Raw genomic sequence first — 18,123 nt, 5'->3', positions numbered from 1 at the left:
GTGGACGACGAGGCGTCAGCCCGAGCGCGGGATCGTGAGCCGCACCCGCGTCTCCCCGCGCGGCCCGTCCTCGATGGCGATACCGTAGTTCGTGTGGGCGGCGATCGCGTGCGCCGCGATGAGCGGCAGCGCCGGCGGACGGCCCTGCGCGACCGCCTCGAAGTCGCGGCTCAGCACGACGCTCCGCGCCGCGGCCGGGAGCGGCGGACCGGCGTCGTCGAAGGTGATCTCGACCCCGCTCGGGCCCTCGGAGAGGGAGACGAGCACCTCGCTGCCCGGCGGCGACGCGCTGATGGCGTGATCGAGCAGCGCGTGCAGCAGCACCGTCAGCGCGCCCTGCGGCACCACCTCCTGCGCGGTCTCCGGCGCCTCGACCACCACGCGCACGTCGTGGCGGGCCGCGCGCGCGAGATCGTCCTTCACGACGTCGCGCAGCACGTCGGCGACGTCGCAGTGGCGCGGGAACTCGTGGAGCGGACACGCGCCCAACCTGGCGAGATCACTGACGATTTCTGACGCCGCCGTCACGTGGCGCCCTACCGACGAGGCCGTCTCGCCCGCGTCGCCGCCGTGGGTCCGGAGCGGCGCGATGTCGCGGCCGATCGCCGACAGGATGCCGCGCAGCTGCGTGCCGAGCACGCGCACCGCGGCGACGAGCACCGCGAGGCTGTCGCCGCTCGGCGGCAGGTGCGACACCGGCTCGCTGCCGCCGAGCCGCGAGATGACGCCGGACAGCGACCCGCGCTCGCGCTCGCCCTCGGCCCGCGAGAAGACCGCGGCGAGCTCGCGCGCGTAAGCCTCGCCCTGGGCCTGCGCGGCGGCGAGCTCCTTCTTGAGGCTCTCGACCTCGAGGCGCTGGAGATCGACCTCGGCGGGCAGCGTCAGCGTCTGCATCTGGCCGTCGAGCTCGAGCCGGCCGCCGTAGCGCAGCGCCATGCGCGACAGCCACACCCGCTCGGTCTCGAAGTTCACGGGCGTCTCCGGGCCGAGGTTGACCCGGACGCTGACCTCGTCGCCGACGCGGTGGATGCTCACGTCGGGCGCCCCGGTCAGGCTCGATGGGTCGCCGCCCTGCGCGATGAGCACCTGGAGCATCCGCCGGAGCTCGGTCTCGTCGCCGAACACGGTGGTCCCTTCGCCCATCTCGATCTGCACGCGCGCCTCGGGCGCGACCTCCCAGAGGAGCGCCGTCAGGTCGACGCGGCCGCGCCGCCCGCGCGGCAGGGGGCGGCCGTGGAGCGAGGCGAGCATGCTCACCGCCTCGTCGAGCCGGTTGAGCGTGCTCTCGACGCCGCCCGAGGCGTCGTCCGGCGATGGCGTCGGCGGCGGCGCGCTCTCGGTCGCGATCATCCCCACGCCCTGGCGGAGCTTCTGAGCGGCGCTCCGCGCCTCCTGCGCCAGCAGCCACGTCAGCTCGGGTCGGGTCAATCTGTCGCTGGTCACCCTGTTTTTCCCTCTATCCGCGACGCTCTGCGGAATCGCGCGCCATGATGCCAGACGTGGCGGTGCCCTGCTACGCTCATTGCCGCTCACCTCGTTCGATGCGGACTCACACTTCCTCCTTCTCGACGCCTTCCTCCTTGACGCGTCTCGCTCTCCTCTGCGGAGCGGTCGCCGCGGCGGCGCTCTCCGGCGCTGCCTGCGCCTCGAGCGCCCCGAGCCCCTTCCCGTCGACCGGCGGGGCGGGCGGTGAGGGCGGCGCCGGCGGCGCCGGCGGCGAGCAGGCTCCAGCGGACCCGACGCTGGGCGGCCCGTGCGTCGACGACGATCAGTGCGAGGACGGATTTCCCTGCACCTTCGATGCGTGCGACACCGCCCTCGGGCGGTGCCGTTTCACGCCGGACGACAGCGCCTGCCAGAACGACGTCCACTGCGACGGCGTCGAGCGCTGCAACCCGCGGCTCGGCTGCGTGCCCGGCGCGCCGGTCGCGTGTGACGATCAGAGCACATGCACGATCGACGCCTGCGACGAGGCGACCAAGACGTGCTCGAGCGCGCCGCGCGACGCCGATCTCGACGGCGATCCTGACGAGCACTGCGGCGGGGGCGACTGCGACGACGCCGATCCCACGGTGTCGTCGGCGCAGCCCGAGGTCTGCGGCAACGATCGGGACGACGACTGCAACGGGCGCGCCGACGAGGGCGGCTGTGTGTCTCCGGAGCACGACACGTGCCTGGACGCGCTGGAGATCTCCGCGCCGGGCTCGTACGCGATGACGACGGCGGGCGCGGGCTTCCACTACGCGAGCTCGTGCGGCCTGCCCCGCCCTGCGAGCACGCACGACGTCGTGGCCGCGGTGATCTTGCCGCCGGGGCCGCCGGTCGACGTCGAGGTGACCGCGCGGACGGAGGCCCCCGACGACGAGACGGAGGCCACCGACGTCGCCGTGACGCTCGCCGGCCAGTGCGGCGACGCCGCGACCGAGATCGCGTGCGGGGGGCCGCACGAGACGGCGGACGGCGGCAAGCTCGCGAAGCTCCGGGCCCGCGGCCTCGGCGATCCTGAGCGGGCGACGGCGCTGCCGCTCTACGTGACGACGAAGGTGGGCGCGCCGGTCATCGTCGACGTGGCGTTCCTGCCGCCGGCGCCGGCGCCGGCGAACGAGACGTGCGGCACGGCGGCGCCCCTCTCGCCGGGCGCGCCGGCGCTGGCGACGATCCTCGACGCCGCCCTAGATCTCGGGACCGCGTGCGAGACCGGGCTCGGGGAGCTCGTGTACACGTTCGAGCTCGCCGAGCCCCAGGACGTCGACCTCTACGCGATCTCGACCGACGGCGACGGTGATCCCTCGCTCTCGCTGCGGAGCGCCGCGTGCGCGCTGCCGGAGGACGAGCTCGCCTGCCAGACGGCAGCGGCGCCGCACCTCTTCCGGCGCGCGCTGCCTGCGGGGGTGTACGCCGTCGCGGTCTCCGCGACGGCGCCGACCTCGGTGCTCGTCACGCTGGAGCTCTCGCCGCCGACCGAGCCGCCGCCGGACGAGGCGTGCGAAGGGGCGGCCGAGCTCGCGCCGAACCGGACGGTCTCCGTGTCGCTGCTCGGCCACCAGGACGACGTGGATCTCGGCTGCGGCCCGGCGGCCGTCGACGCCGTGTACACGCTCGAGCTGCCGGTCGCGTCCGACGTGCTGCTCGTCGAGAAGCTGTCGGCCGGCGACACCGGCGCGATCGCCCTGTCCGCGCCGGCGTGCGGCGGCGAAGGCGATCGGCTCGCGTGCGGCGAGGGGGAGGTCACGCCGCTCCGGAGCGCGCGGCGCAACGTCGCGCCGGGGTCGTACCGGGTCGTGGCCGAGGCGCAGCTCGGCCAGCCCGTGAGCGTGACGGCGTTGGTCCGGCCGGCGGTGCCGCCCACGCTGGTGCCCTTCTCCGACGCGTGCGAGGGGGCGCTGGAGATCCCGGAGAGCGGCGGCTTCTTCCAGGGCAACACGGCCAACGCCGCCGCGGACTTCGACGCCGGCTGCGACCGCGCCGGCACGGAGGAGGGCGGCGCCCGGGACCAGCTCCTCCGGCTCACGCTCACCGCGCGCAGGCGGGTCGTGCTCGACATGGCCGGCTCGAGCTACGACACGCTGCTCTCGGTCCGCCGCGGCCCGGGCTGTCCCGGCGTCGAAATGCCGCTTTCCTGCACGATCGGTACGGATCCCCAGCGGAGCTTCCTCGATCTCGTGCTCGATCCTGGCGTGTATCACCTCCAGATCGACGGCCACGCGCTCGCGCACGGCCTGTGGTTCCTGGACGTGCGGGTCGTCGACCCCGGGGACGGCGCCGGCCCCTGACCCGCGGCCCTTTCAAGCTCCCCCCGTCCCTTGCTAACGTCGCCCCGATGTTCGGCCGCATCTCTGCGATCGCCCTCAACACCTACCGGGAATCGCTTCGGGCGCGCATCCTCATCGGCCTCGCGGGCGTCGCCTTCGCCGTCGCGTTCTACTCGATCATCGTCGGCGCCTACACGCTCCGCAACGGGGCGCGGGTCGTGAGCGACCTCGGCGTCGCGTCGATCTCGCTCTTCAGCATCGCGGTCGCCGTCATCATCGGCGCGACGTCGCTGTACCGCGAGCTCGAGCAGAAGACGATCTTCCCGATCCTGGCCCGCCCGGTGCGCCGCGGCGAGTACCTCGTCGGCAAGTACCTCGGCACGTTGCTCACGCTCGGGGTGTTCATCCTGGCCGACGCCGGGCTCGTGCTGCAGATCAGCGCCGTGCTGGCCGGCCGCTCGCTGGCCCTCGTGGCGGGCGCCGGGGCCGCCTCGCTCGCGGCGCTCGGGCTCGTGGCGTGGCGCTCGCCGCTGGCGCGCACGTACGGGTTCATCCCCTGGGCGGCGGTCTTCCTCGTGCTCGGCGTGCTCTTCTCGGACGGCGCGCCGACCGAGCGCCGCGTCGTGCTCGCGGGCAGCGCGCTCGCGTTCCTCGAGGTCGGCATCGTCGCCGCGGTGGCGACGCTGTTCTCGTCGTTCTCGACGCCGTTCCTGTCCTCGCTGCTCACGCTGGGCGTCTTCCTCATCGGGCGCAACGCGGACTCGCTCGCCCGGCTGCCTGTGAAGTACTTCGGCCCCCAGATCAGCGCCGCGGCGCACGCCTTCTCCAAGGTGGTCCCGAACCTTCAGATCTACGTGCCGCCGCGCCCGTTGCTCGCGGGCGAGGTCGCTGACGCGAACCTCCTCGTGTACCTCGGCTGGGCGGCGATCACGTGCGCCGGGTGGGCGCTCATTCTCCTGCTGGTGGCGGCGTTCGTCTTCAAGAGACGCGACTTTCTGTGAGGCGCTCGGTCGTGCTCGGCGTGCTGCGCGGCCTCGCGGTCGCCGGCTTCCTCGTCGGCGCGGCGTCGCTGCGGGTGGTGGCCGCGGGCGAGCGGGAGATCGCGGAGAGCACGGACGCCCTGCGCGCCGGCGACGCGCACGCGGCGGCGCTCCACGCGCGGCGGGCGGCGGGCTGGTACGCCCCCGGGGCGCCGCACGTCCGCGTGGCGTACGAGCGGCTGATCGCGCTCGCGACGGCCGCGGAGGGCCTCGGTCGGGCCGACACGGCGCTCTTCGCGTGGCGCGCGGTGCGCACGGCCGCCCTGGAGACGCGGTGGCTCACGACGCCGCACGCGGAGGACCTCGAGCTGGCCAACGCGGCCATCGCCCGCCTCTCGGCGGCCGCGCCGCGCCCGCCGGGCACCCGGACCGAGCCTGCCGCGGCGGTCGAGCGGCAGCACCTCGCGGCGCTCGCGCGCGACGACGCGCCGCGGGTCGGCTGGGTCGTCGCCCTCGTCGGGGCGTTCGCGGCGTGGGTCGCGGGCGCCGTCTGGGTGGTGCGGCGCGGGGTCACGGTGACGGGGCAGTGGGTGTGGCCGCGGGCGGCGCCGGGGCTCGCGGTGTGCGCGGCGGGCGTCGCGGTGTGGCTCCTGGCGATCTGGCAGGCGTGAGGCGCGCTGGCGGGCGCATTCCGCGCTGAGCTCGCGCGTCGCGGTGCCGGGAGGTCTTGCCGAGCTGACCGGCCCTCGGAGCGTGGTCGTCGCGCGGCGCAGGGAGGGCTGAACTCGCCTGAGACGTGACTCCTCCGGCAGCGCCAGAGGAATGACGTCAAATGGGCTCAGACATCAGCCCTCCCTGCGCCGCGCGACGACCACGGGCGCGGAGGGCCCACGGCATTTGCCGACGAAGGATGAGCCTGACGATGCGGTGTCAGAGGTGGAATGGGCCGAGAGGCGAAATGGGGCGGTGGGGCGAAATGGGGCGAGCCAGCAGGGGTGGCGGTCAGGAGAGCCACAGGCGGGAATCCGCCGGACACGACGTCTGCTGATCGGGTGCGCGGGGTATTGCAATGCGACGACGCGCGACACATCGATCTCCAGGGAGCGGCTCTTGCAGCGCTCCGCTTCGAGGAGGATACGAAGTTCATGAAGAATCAGATCAAGACGATCCTGTTGCTCGGCGTCATGTCGGCAATCCTGGTGTCCATCGGCGGGGCGCTGGGGCCCGGGTACCTCGTCTTGTTCGGCGTGCTCGCGCTCGCGATGAACCTGGGTGCGTATTTCATGTCCGACCGCATCGTGCTCGCGGTGCACCGGGCTGCCGAGGTCTCGCCCTTCGAGGCCCCGGGGCTGCACCGGATGGTGGAGGAGCTCTCGAGTCGGGCGGGGATCCCGAAGCCCCGCGTCTATGTCATCCCGGACGCGCAGCCGAACGCCTTTGCCACGGGGCGCAACCCGGAGCACGGCGTCGTGGCGGTGACCGAGGGCATCATGCAGCTCCTGAGCGAGCGTGAGCTGCGCGGCGTGCTGGCGCACGAGATCGCGCACATCAAGAACCGCGATATCCTGGTGTCGACGATCGCGGCGGCGTTCGCCTCGGGCATCACGTGGGTGGCCCATGCCGTGAGCTTCGCCGGGATATTCGGCGGATCGTCGGACGATGAGGACGGCGCGAGCCCGCTCGGCGGGCTGGCCCTCGCGATCGTGGCGCCGATCGCGGCGACCCTCGTGCAGCTCGGCATCTCGCGGTCGCGCGAGTACATGGCGGACGAGCTCGGCGCCAAGCTGTCCGGGGACCCGGAGGCGCTCGCCAGCGCCCTGTCCAAGCTGGAGCACGGCGTGGCGCTCGTGCCCCCCGAGGCGGCGCGCCCGGCGACGGCCAGCCTCTTCATCGTCAACCCGCTCGCCGGGGCTGGCTCGGTGCTGAAGTGGTTCTCGACGCACCCGACGACCGAGGAGCGCGTGAGCCGGCTGCTCTCGATGGCGTCGAGCGGCCGGACGGCGCGGGGTTTTTCGAGGGTGATGGCCTGACGGCGGGCAGCGGCCGCCTTCACTCCACGGACTGCGGCTCCTCGTCGTCGCTGTCGCTGTCCTCGCCGTCGTCCTCGTCGTCCTCGTCCTGCTCAGGGGGCTTCGGCGCGAGCGCCACGCGCGGGTAGTGCTCGCCAGAGGTGTCACGGCGCCCGGCCTCCCAGGCGTCCTCGAGGTTGACGAGCTCATACCAGCCAAGGCGATTCACGGCCTCGAAGAAGAACTTGCCGTCAGCGCTCGGCTCGAAGCTGAGGGGCTCCGGCTCGAGCTCGGCGAGCGTGCGGACGCCATCGTCGTAGACGCCCCAGACCCGGATAGGCTTGCCTTCGGAGACCTCCAGCACGGCCACGCGGCCCCCCGCGGCGCTCTCCACGACGCGCAGATCCAGGTCGCCTCGCGCCTCCAGCCTGGAGGCGCCGCCGCTGACCGAGAAGATCCAGGTCTCCGACGAGGTGCCGACGATCACCCGCCCGGAGGCGAGCGCCTCGAGCGTGTAGATCTCGTCCTCGCTCTCCTCCTTGCTGAAGTCGTGCACGAGGATCGGCTTGCCGTGCGGGAGGTCTACCCACCAGAGCTTGGCGTCGCCGTCGGTCGCAACGAGGGCGGCGCTCCGATCCGCGTTCACCAGGCCCGTCGACGAGGGGGAGCTCGCCTTCACCGCGGTCTCGATGAGCTCCCCGTCCTTCAGCACGGCGAAGACGAAGGAGCGTCGGGCTTCCTTCTTCCACCCGATGTACACGTCGGCAGGGCGGTAGCGCTCGAGCTCCCGCGCGCCCGCTCCGAAACGCGCGCGCACGTCCTTCGGGACGTCCTCCTCGTCCTCCGGCAGCGGGCGCTGCTTGCCCAGGTAGCGCACGCCGACGCGGCCCGGGGCGGGCTCGATGGCGTACTCCTCGGGCGCCTTCCTCGGGCCTGACTCCGGCGCCTCGTCGTCGTCGTCGCTCTCCTCGGACGGCGTGTACACGGCGACCTCGGGGAACGCGTCGGGGTTCGTGGCGAGCCGCTCGATCAGCGTGTCGAGGCCGAGCAGCTCGTAGGTGTCGCCGACGTGATCCATGAAGGCCCGCCCCTCGGCGATCCGGACCTCGCCCACGGAGGCCTTCACGCGGCCCACGCGGCGCAGCTTGCTCCCGTCGAAGCCGACGATGGTCAACCCGTCCTCGGAGTCCTCGCCCTCGTAGCTCTTGACGAGGAGCAGCCGGCCGCCGAGGGCGGGGGTCAGGCCGTAACCGCCCACGTCCCAGCGCTGCTCGAGGACGGCGCCCTCTCCCTCGCGGCGGTAGACGTCGAGGGACTCGCCCGTGGCGAGGATGACGCGGTCCTCCGGGCCGTAGGCGATGTCGGAGATCGACGCCTCGTGCTCGAAGAGGCGGCGCAGCTTGCCGTCCGCGAAGGAGAGCTCGGCGACGAGGTTGTAGTCGAACCCGTACAGCACCGCGCCGCCGTCCTCCCGCGCCGCGATGTAGCCGTGGGGGCTGGGCAGCGCCTCGCCCTCGGCGCGCTTGAGCTCCCCGCCCTCGATCCAGGCGGCCGTCGCCGGCTTGCGCCGGAGCTTCGCGATGCCGTAGACGCGATCGCCGGGCGCCACCGCGACGCAGGAGGTCGACCCGAACAGCTCGCGCTCCGCGCGCTCGATCTCGGGCTCCGGGGGCACCTCGCGCGACCTCCGCCGCTCCACGCGGAGCGCGCCCTCCAGCACCTCTGGCCGGGCGTCCTCGTCGTCGCCGTCGCCGGACGTGCTCTCGCCCTCGTCGTACGCGCTCTCGTCTTCGTCTTCGTCCTCGTTGCCGGGTTCGTGCTTCTTCAGCTCGGGGAAGGAGTCCGGCTGCGCGGCGAAGCGCGCGGCGAGCACATCAAGGCCGAGCAGCTCGTAGTACTCGCTGCCGTCCTCCACGATGACGCGGGCGCCGTCGATCACGATGTCGCCGATCGAGATGCGCACGCGGGCCAGCCGGCGCATCGTGGATCCGTCGTAGCCGAGGATCGTTACGCCGTCCGCGCTCTCGTCCTCGTCGTCGAAGCACTTCAAGAGGAGCAGGCGTCCGCCGAAGACCGAGTGCATCCCGTAGCCGTCGAGGTCCCAGCGCCCCTCGAGCGCGACGCCCGAACCCTCCCGCCGATAGACGTCGATCGAGCTCGCGAGCACGAGCACCCGGCCCTCCGGGCCGTAGGCGACGTCGGAGAAGGGCTCGTCGTGCTGGATGAGGCGCCGCACGGAGCCTTCCGCGAACACGACCTCCCATACGGCGTCCGAATCCTCCCCGATCAGCGCCGCGCCGCCGTCGTCGCGCGCGGCGAGGTGAGCGCCGGTCGTGGTGGCAAGCGGCTCGCCCTGAGCGGTGCGGAGCTCGCCGTTCTCGATCCACGCGGGGACAGGCGGCTTTCGCTTCGGCTTGGCGACGCCGAAGACGAGTCCGTTCGGCGCGATCAGCACCTCGCCGCTCCGTCCGAAGAGCCTCTGTTGCTCGTCGGAGGGCCCGGGCGCCTTGTAGCCCGGCAGGAGCTCCAGCCGGAGCCCGCCAGAGATGACCCTGGGCTTGTCGTCGTCGTCGTCGCTGGCCTCCGCCTCGTCCGCGTCGTGGTCGTCGCCGGCCGCGCGCTCCGACGAGCGCTCCTCTTCGGGGGCCGCGGCGCGGGCCGCCTCGCGCGCGGCTTCGACCGCCGGATCCACCGCGCACGCGGCCTCGAAGCGCTCGCCTCCGCCGAAGCGGGGCAGCTCGACGGGCCACCTCGGGCCCGTCGGGGGCTCGGGTCGTTGCTCGGCGGACCAGGCGTCCCAGTCGCTGTCGCTCTCGATCGCCTCGGCCAGGGAGGCCACCTCGATCGGATGCGCGCCGTGCACCGCGGTGAGGGCCTGCTGGACCGCGCGCGCCATGTCGGCGACGCACGCCTTGCTCCACCCCGCCGGCCGCACCCGCACGAGCGCCCAGCGATCGGCCCACTGGAAGGGCTCGCAGTGCTCCACCGCGCGCGCGTCGAGCGCCCGCTCCCACGCCTCGCCGGCGGCGCGCCGCGCGGCCGCGTCCGGGGGCGCCACGAAGCAGAGCTCATAGGAGAACAGGTCCCCTTCGAGGTCGAACCAGTCGCTCGGCGCTGCCCCGAAGAACGCGAACGGATAGGGCTGAGATCCCGGCATGGGGGCGAACGGTACAGCAGCTCCTGGCGAGCGTGCAGGTCCAGACGCCCGGCGGCTCGGCGAGGCGCCGGAGGCGCTGCTCATCGTCCCCAGTGGGCTTATTGGTTGCTTATTGGTTCCGCGAAGTGAGGTGCATGGACGTGGTTTCACGGCGCTTTCGGAGTCGCCGTTGCATGATCCATCGAGGTGGCCCGGATGGAGTGCTGTTCAACTCGACAGCAGCGCTGACCAGGCGAAGATCGACGCCAGACGCGGCCAGCCTGCTCACGTCGGAGCCTTGGGTACCCCCGGCTCGAGCCGCGCGCCGAGCTGCAGGAGCCGGCCGAGATCGTCGGCGTTCCGCCATGTCTCGACGATCTTGCCGTCAACGATGTGGTGAATGAACATCGCGGTGAACGTCTGCTGCCGTCCGTGGCTCGGGATGCCCAGGAAGCTCGCTTGTGCGCACGTGTTCTTCGCGCGCACGACCACCTTGTCCCCTTCGGCGATCACGTCCTCGATCGACCATGTTTGCTCGACGGCGCCGAACACCCTCCTCTTGTCATGCTGAGAGCGCATCGCCGCGCCCGCAAAGCCAGTTCCAGGAGAGCCGCCGGCCGAGGCGCCCGCGGGAGCGCCCATCTGAGCTGAAAAGGTAGCGTAGCGTCGGGCGCGCCGCCGAGGCGCCGCGCCCGTCGCGTCACGACGCCGCGCGCGGCGCCTCGCCGAGGAGCTCCAGCCTGGCCAGGCTCCCGCAGGTCTCCGACAGGGCGCGCATCAGCCGCAGGCGGTTGTCCCGCACGGCCGCGTCGTCGGTCATCACGAACACGTCGATGAAGTACTGGTGCAAGAGCGGGGCGAAGTCCGCCACCGCCCTGAACGCGGTGTCGTACGAGCCGCTCCGGACGTCCGACGCGATCTGCTCGCGCAGCTTGAGGTACCCCGCGAACAGCGCCGTCTCGCTCGGGTGCACGTCCTGTCCGAACGGCGCCACCGGCTCGCCGGCAGGCGCCTTGTCGGCGATGTTCGTGGCCCGCTTGAAGACCTCGCCCACCCGCGCCCGCACCTCCGGGCTCAGCGCGTCGATCGCGCGCACGCGGGCCCTGAGATCGAGCGGGCGATCCGCGGCGACACGCAGGCACGCGAGGACCGCGTCCTGCGGGAGCCGGTCGGAGAGCAGGCCTCGCAGCCGCTCGGAGAAGAACTCGCCGAGGCGGGTCGCGAGCTCCTCGCGCGAGACGTTGAGCTCCACCCCGGCGTAGCCGTCGTAGGCGGCCCCGAACGCGGCGCCGAGGCGCAGATCGAGATCGCGATCCAGGAGCGTGCGCAGCACGCCGAGGCACGCGCGGCGCAGCCCGTACGGGTCGGCGGTGCTCGTGGGGACGAGCCCGATCGCGAAGCAGCCGACCAGCGTGTCGAGCCGATCGGCCATCGCGACCAGCGCGCCGGCGTTCGTCGGCGCCGTCGCGTCCGCGGCGCCCTTGGGCAGGTAGTGATCGCGGACGACGTCGGCCACCTCCGGGCTGACCCCCTGGGCGAGCGCGTACGCCCGCCCCATCTCGCCCTGGAGCTCGGGGAACTCGCCCACCATCAGCGCGACGAGATCGCACTTCGCGAGGTGCGCCCCCGAGGCCGCCGCCACCAGCGTCTGCTCGGGCAGCATCAGGAGCAGGCCGAGCTCGCGGGCGAGCCGCTCGACGCGCTCGGCCTTCGCCAGCACGCTGCCGAGCCGCTTCTGGAACACGATCCCGCCGAGCTTCTCGCGGCGGTTCGCGAGCGGGATCTTGACGTCTTCCCGGTAGAAGAACTGCGCGTCCGACAGGCGCGAGCGCATCGTGTTGTCGTTGCCGCGCTTGATCTTCTCGGGCGCCTCCGCGGTGTTCACGACCGCCAGGTACCTCGGGAGCAGCGCCCCCGTCCTCGCGTCGCGGACGCCGAAGTAGCGCTGGTGGCCGCGCGCGACCTCGAGGATCACCCGCTCCGGCAGCTCGAGGAACCGCTCCTCGAAGCTGCCGACGATGACGTGCGGCTCCTCCACGAGGGAGAGGTTCTCGCCGATCAGGAAGTCGTCCTCGATCAGCACGCCGCCCGCGTCCCGCGCCGCGGCGAGCAGGCGCTCGCGCATGAGCTTCGCGCGCGCCTCGGGGTCGACGAGCACGTGCGCCGCGCGCATCGCCTCGACGTAGTCCTTCGCGGCGCCGATCGCGATCTCGGCCCGCCCGAGGAAGCGGTGGCCGCGGCTCGTGCGCCCGCTGCGGATGCCGGCGATCTCGACGGGGATGACCTCGCCGCCGGAGAGCGCGACCAGCCACTGGATGGGGCGGCCGAACGCGAAATCTCCCTGCCCCCAGCGCATCGACTTGCGGAAGGGGATGGCCGCGACGAGCGACGCCAGGACCTCCGGGAGGAGCTCGGCCGCGGGCTTGCCGGCCTCGCGGCGGGTGCCCGCGAGGTACTCGCCCTTCGGCCCCTCGACGCGGCGCAGATCCGCGACGGTACAGCCGAGCTTCTGCGCGAACGCCTCGGCCGCCTTCGTGGGCGCGCCGTCCTTGAAGGCCGCCTTGACCGGCGGGCCGGTGACCTCCTCCTCGAGATCCGGCTGGCGCGCCGCGACCCCGGAGACGAGCAGCGCGAGCCGACGCGGGGTGCCGAGCGCGCGCACCGCGCCGTGGCGGAGCCTGAGCTCCGCGAGGCGCTTCGTCGCGAGATCCGGGAGCGCGCGGAGCGCGGCCTCGACAAACGACGAGGGGAGCTCCTCGACGCCGATTTCGAGCAGGAGATCGCTCGCTTCGTTGGACATGGGACCGCGGACGCTACCCCAGAACCGCTCGTTCGGCGAGGTGGTCGAGCGATCGATCCGCGCTGTTTACGCCTGTTCACGCCTGTTCACGTTCGTTCACGCCATTTGCGCCGTCCGCGTCGCTCGCGACGTCACGCCGTGGCACGGCGCGCACCACGGGCGCGTGCCACGGGCGACGTGACGTTCGCGCGGCTCAGCGCGCCTGTGCCGCGCTCCGGAGCGCGCGCGAGAGCACCTTCTTGAACGCGGTCGCCTCGCCTCCGTTCGGCTTGCTCTTGCGCCCGTAACGGGTCGCCGCGCCGACCCGGGCGACGCACTGGGCTGCGCGCATGTACCGCCGCGCCGCCTTCGCGACCGCCCGATCGCCCGGAGCAGACGCCGACGCGACGGCCGCGCCGAGCTCGTTCAGGGCCTCATCGAGCGGCGCGCAGCCCTCGGGCGTGGGGGGCAGCTCGAGGGGGGGCGGGGCGTGGCAGCAGCGGGCGCGCAGGGTCGCGACGGTCGCCATGTCGTGCCAGCCGAGCACGGCCCATTCCTTCGTGGCGTCCGAGACGCCCTTGGGCCCAGCTGCCTGGGCGAGGTGGCTCTTGAGCGCCGCGACGCCCTTCATCGGGTCGGTCTCGGCGCAGACGAACGACAGCTGGCCCGCGATGGCGGCGTCGACGCTCTTGCCGGGAAAGAGCGGCATCGCGCATGCGGCGAAGTCCGCCGTGGCCGCAGGATCCGGCGCTGTGCTTGCGGTGCCTGCGTCCGCCGGCGCCGCCGTGCCTGTCTGTTCCGCGCCGGCGTCACCGGGCGCCGGGGCGCTCGGCTCTGCGGGGGCGGCGCATGCGGCGGGCGCAGCGTCCACAGACGGCGGCGCCGGGAGGGACGGCGGCGCGGCGTCGCGGTGGCGAAGCCAGAACCAGGCTCCCCCCGCGGCGCCCGCGATGGCCACGACCCCCAGGGCCAGCGTGACCCACCGGCGCGCCGGGGACGGCGTCTCGCGGCTCGCTCCGGACGCTGGCGCCGGCGCCCGCGCCCGGAGCGGCGGCGCGACGAGCCCGGACGCGCCGCCGCGCGCGGCGACGCCGCCGGGCGCCATCGGGAAGGGGTGCGACGGCTCGTGCGTGTCGTCTTCGCCCAGCCAGGGGAGATCGACGGCCGGGACGTGGGGCGTCGGCGCGCCGGGCCCGGGCGCGCCGAAGCGCACGGCGACGCTGCCGGGCGCCATCGGGAAGGGGTGCGACGGCTCGTGCGTGTCGTGCTCGCCCAGCCAGGGGAGATCGACGGCCGGGACGTGGGGCGTCGGCGCGCCGGGCCCGGGCGCGCCGAGGCGCGCGGCGACGCTGCCGGGCGCCATCGGGAAGGGGTGCGACGGCTCGTGCGTGTCGTCTTCGCCCAGCCAGGGGAGGTCGTCGACCATTCGCGGGCTCGCCGGGGCATCCGCGTCGAAGAGAGGCACCGCGCTGGGGGAGAAGGGCGGCTGCGCGGTCGCTGCGGGCACGACGGGCGGCTGCGCGGTCGCTGCGGGCACGACGGGCGGCTGCGCGGTCGCTGCGGGCGCGACGGGCGGCTGCGCGGTCGCTGCGGGCATGATGGGCGGCCGCGGCGGTGGCTGCACGTGCGCGGTCGGGGCAGCCACGGCGCCCGCGCGCGAGCGGTCCTCCGTCGCTGCGCCGGCGAGCCGCGGCGATGCGGCAGGCAACGCGGTCTGCGCCTTTGAGGCACGGTCTGGCGCCTCCGGAGGCGGGGTGGTCGGCACGCCGATGGTCGACCGGAGCCCCAGGCTCGCGAGCCCGTGGAGGGGCAACGGCGTCCGGCGGGCCGAGGCGCTCGCGATGGGCGGCGGCTGCGAGCTCGAGTGGCCATGCGGCGGCGCGCTCTTGCGGGGCGGCTGCGAGCCGGTGCCCTCGCGCGGCGGCGCGCTCTTGCGGGGCGGCTGCGAGCCGGTGCCCTCGCGCGGCGGCGCGCTCTTGCGGGGCGGCTGCGAGCTCGACGTCCCCCGCACCCCGCTGCTCGACGGGCGCGGCGCTGGAATGGTCCTCGCCGGCGCCGCGAGCGCGTGCTCATCGAGCGGCGGCAGCTCCTCCAGGCCTTCGCCCGGCCGCGCGGCCTCCAGCGCGCGACGGAGCGCCGCGACCTCGGTGATCCGCTGCTCAGCGCGGCGCGCGAGCGCCTGGTCCAGCACGCGCCACAGCGCGTCGCCCGCCTCGCCGGGCGGCGTTACCCGCGGCGCGGCGCCGGCGCCTTGCTTGCGGCGGAGCTCCTGGTCGCTCTCGGCGGGGAACGGGAGCGCTCCCGAGAGCGCCGTGTACAGGGTGACCGCGAGCGCCCACGTGTCGTCCCGGCGCGACGGCCCCTCACCCGCGGCCCGCTCCGGCGAGCGGTAACCCACGAAGGCGGGCGTGGCGAGCGGATCCGAGAGCCACCCCGTCGACGTGCACGGCTCGCCCTCCATGACCACGCACGCGGCCGACAGGCGGCCGTGCACCGTCCCGCGCGCGTGCAGGCTCTCGACGCGCTTCGCCAGGCGGACGACCCAGCCGACCGCGTCCCTGTCCGGCAACGGACCGGCGCGTGCGATCCTCGCAGCGAGCGTCTCCATACGAGCGCCGCAGCGTAGTGCGGCGAACCGCCGCTGACCACATTGTGGCTCTCTCGCGGCGCGCCGGATCGCGGATCGCCCGCGTCTGGCCCTGGAGCGCCGCGGTCAGCCGCCGATCACGTCGGCCATCGTGTATCGGCCGGGCGGCTTCCCGTGCAGGTGCCACGCCGCGCGCAGCGCCCCGCGCGCGAAGAGATCGCGGCTGGTCGCGCGGTGCGTGAGCTCGAGGCGCTCGCCGGGGCCGAGCAGGTGGACCGTGTGGTCGCCGATGACGTCGCCGCCGCGCACGGCGAAGATCCCGAGCTCGTTCGCCTTGCGCGGGCCGACGTTGCCTTCGCGGCCGTGCACGTCGGCGAGCGTCCCGGCCGGCTCGCGGGCCCCGCGTATGGCGTCGGCGAGCCGCACGGCCGTGCCGCTCGGCGCGTCCACCTTGGCGCGGTGGTGCACCTCCACGATCTCGACGTCGTAGCCGGGCCCGAGCCGCCGCGCCGCGCTCGCCGCGATCTCCGCGAGCACGTGGATGCCGATGCTCGTGTTCGGCGACCAGAGGACCGGGACGTGCTGCGCCGTCTCGTCGAGCAGCCGCTCGCACGTGCCGTCGAGGCGCGTCGTGCCGCTGACCACGGCGACCTTGGCGCGCATCGCGAGGTGCAGGAGGCGGGGGAGCGCCTCGGGCCGCGAGAAGTCGATGACCACGTCAGCGCCGAGCAGCCCGGCGCTGGTGTCGTCGCTCATCGCGACGCCGATGGTACCTGTCCCCGCGAGCTCGCCGACGTCACGGCCGATGCGGGAGGAGCCGCGCGACACGATCGCGCCCACGACCTGGGCTCGCTCGTTCGCCGCGAGCCGGACGATGGCCTGCCCCATCTTGCCGCTCGCGCCGTGGATCGCGACCTTCAGCAGCCGGGCGTCGTCGCCCTGGGGGGCCCCCACGAGCGCGCTCATCGGCACGCCTCGATGATCTCCGTTCGATTTCACGACGCCTCGCGCCTCGCCTCGAGCCGCCTCATCGCCTCGGCGATCTGCTGCCGGGTCGCCTCTCCGGCCGGCACGAGGGGCAGCCGGACCGCGGCGCTCATGCGGCCCAGGGCGGCGAGCGCGGCCTTCGCGGGGGCGGGGTTCGGCTCGACGAACAGGAGCCCGTGCAGCTCGAGGAGCGCGAGGTGGGCTGCGCGCGCGCCCGCGAGGTCGCCGGCCAGGAACCGCCGGGTCACCGCGCTGGTCTCGCGCGGCAGCACGTTCGACGTGACGCTGATGACGCCCTGCGCGCCGAGCGCCATCATCGCGAGGGTCAGCGCGTCGTCGCCGCTCAGGATCGCGAGCCGGTCCCCGAGGCGCCGCACGAGCTCCTGGCAGCGGAACACGTTGCCCGAGGCGTCCTTGATGGCGACGACGTTCGGCGCGGCGGCGCAGATGCGCTCGGTCGTCTCGGCGGAGAGGTCGACCACCGTTCGCCCCGGGATGTTGTAGAGCACGATCGGCGCCGGGACGGCCCTGGCCACGGCCAGCGTGTGCTCGCGGAGCCCGTCCTGCGAGGGCTTGCTGTAGTACGGCATCACGATCATCACGCCCGCCGCGCCAGCGGCGAGCGCGGCGCGCGAGGCCTCGATCGTCTTCTTCGTGGAGAACGAGCCCGTCCCCGCGATCACCGGCACGCGGCCGCGCGCCGCCTCGACGACGCGCCGGATGACCGCGGTCGTCTCGGCTTCGCTGAGGGTCGGCGACTCGCCCGTGGTCCCGCACGGCACGAGCCCGCTGACGCCGCCCGCGATCTGCGCCTCGACGAGCGCGTCCAGCGCGTCGAAGTCGACGGCTTCGCCATCGGGCGTGAATGGCGTGACGAGGGCGGTGAACGTTCCCGACAAGGGGAGCTGCGACATCAGACGACCATGATCGCCACCCCGGGTGCGCGTCAACAGGAGAGGACAGGTTCGCCGCGGACTCCCCGCTCTCCGCTGGTTCCCGCGCGGGGCAAAGCCGAACGGACGCGGCCTTGTGGGCGGGCTGGCGGGAGCCTGCGGGGCTTGTACGGCGCGGGCTGGCGGGACCCGCGAGGAGCGGGCGGGACGCTCCAGGGCAGGTCCGCGTCTGCTATCGTCCGCGGTGTAGCGCCTCGCTCCTTCGGGGGATTTGCCCGAGCGCGTCAGGTCCCTGAGAGGCACCGGCCATGGATCTCGCCCAGTACATCAAGAGCATCTCCAGCGCGGCCAATACCATCCTGGAGGGGATGGCGGTCACGTTCTCCCATCTGTTCCGGGAGCCCATCACCGTCCAGTACCCCGACAAGACGGACCGCCCCGTCAGCGAGATGCTCCCCCCGCGGTACCGCGGCTTCCTCGAGGTGCAGATGGACATCTGCACCGGCTGCAAGCGCTGCGAGCGCGCGTGCCCCATCGAGTGCATCGCCATCGATCTGGAGAAGGACCCGGCGACGAAGAAGCAGGCGATGAGCCGCTTCGACATCGACATGGGCAAGTGCATGTACTGCGGCCTGTGCGTCGAGGCGTGCAAGACGGAGTCGACCGGCGCGATCCGCCACACCCGCGAGTTCGAGGGGGCGGCGCCGACGCTCGATCACCTCACGTTCCGCTTCATCCCGGAGGGCCTCGTGCCGCTGTACAAGGCGCCGAAGGACCTCGGCGAGGTGCCCGTCGGCGAGTACGGGCCGCACGCCCGGGAGGCCCGGGAGCGCGCCATGCGCGACAACCCGGCCGCGCTGGAGGAGCTGCGCGCCATCTGGCGCAAGGAGCGCGAGAAGCAGCAAGGCGCCGAGGGCGCGGAGCCCGCGGGCGGGGGGTAGGAGCGGGGGCGGGAGCGGGCGCCTGAGCGAAAGCGCGCGGCGAGCAGAACGGCGCAGGA

At 73.7% G+C, this 18,123-nt stretch carries 12 protein-coding genes; 5 read left to right on the top strand and 7 right to left on the bottom strand.

Translation table 11 applies throughout. The features are described from left to right. Positions 1-15: 15 nt before the first annotated feature. Complete coding sequence (locus WMF12_RS41985; protein ID WP_437854296.1) at positions 16-1,443, bottom strand: sensor histidine kinase; 1,428 nt, start codon at positions 1,441-1,443, stop codon at positions 16-18. Between the two features lie 137 nt (positions 1,444-1,580). Between WMF12_RS41985 and WMF12_RS41980 the strand changes: the two genes are divergently transcribed. The 4 genes from WMF12_RS41980 to WMF12_RS41965 all read left to right on the top strand — a co-directional run bounded on the left by WMF12_RS41980 (position 1,581) and on the right by WMF12_RS41965 (position 6,762). Further along, entirely contained in the window at positions 1,581-3,773 is a 2,193-nt protein-coding gene (locus WMF12_RS41980) for a putative metal-binding motif-containing protein (RefSeq protein WP_437854294.1), read from the top strand. Between the two features lie 47 nt (positions 3,774-3,820). Next, complete coding sequence (locus WMF12_RS41975) at positions 3,821-4,753, top strand: ABC transporter permease (protein WP_437742337.1); 933 nt, start codon at positions 3,821-3,823, stop codon at positions 4,751-4,753. Continuing rightward, positions 4,750-5,403, top strand: a complete 654-nt coding sequence (locus WMF12_RS41970; protein WP_437742336.1) for a hypothetical protein — start codon at positions 4,750-4,752, stop codon at positions 5,401-5,403. The genes WMF12_RS41975 and WMF12_RS41970 overlap by 4 nt, the downstream gene beginning before the upstream one ends. Positions 5,404-5,877: 474 nt before the next feature. Next, positions 5,878-6,762, top strand: coding sequence for a zinc metalloprotease HtpX (locus WMF12_RS41965; RefSeq protein WP_437742335.1), 885 nt, complete (start codon positions 5,878-5,880; stop codon positions 6,760-6,762). A 19-nt stretch (positions 6,763-6,781) separates the two neighbouring features. Here WMF12_RS41965 and WMF12_RS41960 read toward each other — a convergent pair whose 3' ends face one another. From WMF12_RS41960 to dapA, 6 genes are all read right to left on the bottom strand, one after another. Then, positions 6,782-9,898 carry a hypothetical protein gene (locus tag WMF12_RS41960; RefSeq protein ID WP_437854291.1) on the bottom strand — a complete coding sequence of 1,039 codons (3,117 nt, stop codon included), beginning with the start codon at positions 9,896-9,898 and terminating at the stop codon, positions 6,782-6,784. Positions 9,899-10,162: 264 nt separating this feature from the next. Continuing rightward, positions 10,163-10,456, bottom strand: coding sequence for an ester cyclase (locus WMF12_RS41955; RefSeq protein WP_437854289.1), 294 nt, complete (start codon positions 10,454-10,456; stop codon positions 10,163-10,165). A 121-nt stretch (positions 10,457-10,577) separates the two neighbouring features. Further along, the gene (gene glyS, locus WMF12_RS41950) at positions 10,578-12,677 is read right to left on the bottom strand and encodes a glycine--tRNA ligase subunit beta (RefSeq protein ID WP_437742332.1); all 2,100 of its coding nucleotides are present in this window, start codon (positions 12,675-12,677) and stop codon (positions 10,578-10,580) included. A gap of 193 nt (positions 12,678-12,870) precedes the next feature. Then, complete coding sequence (locus WMF12_RS41945) at positions 12,871-15,264, bottom strand: hypothetical protein (protein WP_437854287.1); 2,394 nt, start codon at positions 15,262-15,264, stop codon at positions 12,871-12,873. A gap of 105 nt (positions 15,265-15,369) precedes the next feature. Next, a complete protein-coding gene (gene dapB / locus WMF12_RS41940) occupies positions 15,370-16,167 on the bottom strand; it encodes a 4-hydroxy-tetrahydrodipicolinate reductase (RefSeq protein ID WP_437873947.1) in 798 nt (265 codons plus the stop codon). Between the two features lie 71 nt (positions 16,168-16,238). After that, positions 16,239-17,144: a 4-hydroxy-tetrahydrodipicolinate synthase gene (dapA, locus tag WMF12_RS41935; RefSeq protein ID WP_437854286.1), complete on the bottom strand. Its 906-nt coding sequence runs from the start codon at positions 17,142-17,144 to the stop codon at positions 16,239-16,241. A 287-nt stretch (positions 17,145-17,431) separates the two neighbouring features. Between dapA and WMF12_RS41930 the strand changes: the two genes are divergently transcribed. Continuing rightward, positions 17,432-18,064 carry a NuoI/complex I 23 kDa subunit family protein gene (locus tag WMF12_RS41930; protein ID WP_437854284.1) on the top strand — a complete coding sequence of 211 codons (633 nt, stop codon included), beginning with the start codon at positions 17,432-17,434 and terminating at the stop codon, positions 18,062-18,064. Positions 18,065-18,123: the final 59 nt, after the last annotated feature.

Origin of the sequence: Sorangium sp. So ce363 (genome assembly GCF_051520435.1) — a bacterium.
Taxonomy (GTDB): domain Bacteria; phylum Myxococcota_A; class Polyangia; order Polyangiales; family Polyangiaceae; genus Sorangium; species Sorangium cellulosum_B.
Note: the sequence above shows the minus strand (reverse complement) of the source record. Positions and strands in the feature narration are given on the sequence as shown.

What these genes read in the sequence shown, in the direction of transcription:
- WMF12_RS41975 (WP_437742337.1), top strand. Translation starts at nt 3,821, where the DNA reads ATGTTCGGCCGCATCTCTGCGATCGCCCTCAACACCTACCGGGAATCG.
- WMF12_RS41965 (WP_437742335.1), top strand. Translation starts at nt 5,878, where the DNA reads ATGAAGAATCAGATCAAGACGATCCTGTTGCTCGGCGTCATGTCGGCA.
- WMF12_RS41960 (WP_437854291.1), bottom strand. Translation starts at nt 9,898, where the DNA reads ATGCCGGGATCTCAGCCCTATCCGTTCGCGTTCTTCGGGGCAGCGCCG.
- WMF12_RS41955 (WP_437854289.1), bottom strand. Translation starts at nt 10,456, where the DNA reads ATGCGCTCTCAGCATGACAAGAGGAGGGTGTTCGGCGCCGTCGAGCAA.
- glyS (WP_437742332.1), bottom strand. Translation starts at nt 12,677, where the DNA reads ATGTCCAACGAAGCGAGCGATCTCCTGCTCGAAATCGGCGTCGAGGAG.
- WMF12_RS41945 (WP_437854287.1), bottom strand. Translation starts at nt 15,264, where the DNA reads ATGGAGACGCTCGCTGCGAGGATCGCACGCGCCGGTCCGTTGCCGGAC.
- dapA (WP_437854286.1), bottom strand. Translation starts at nt 17,144, where the DNA reads ATGTCGCAGCTCCCCTTGTCGGGAACGTTCACCGCCCTCGTCACGCCA.
- WMF12_RS41930 (WP_437854284.1), top strand. Translation starts at nt 17,432, where the DNA reads ATGGATCTCGCCCAGTACATCAAGAGCATCTCCAGCGCGGCCAATACC.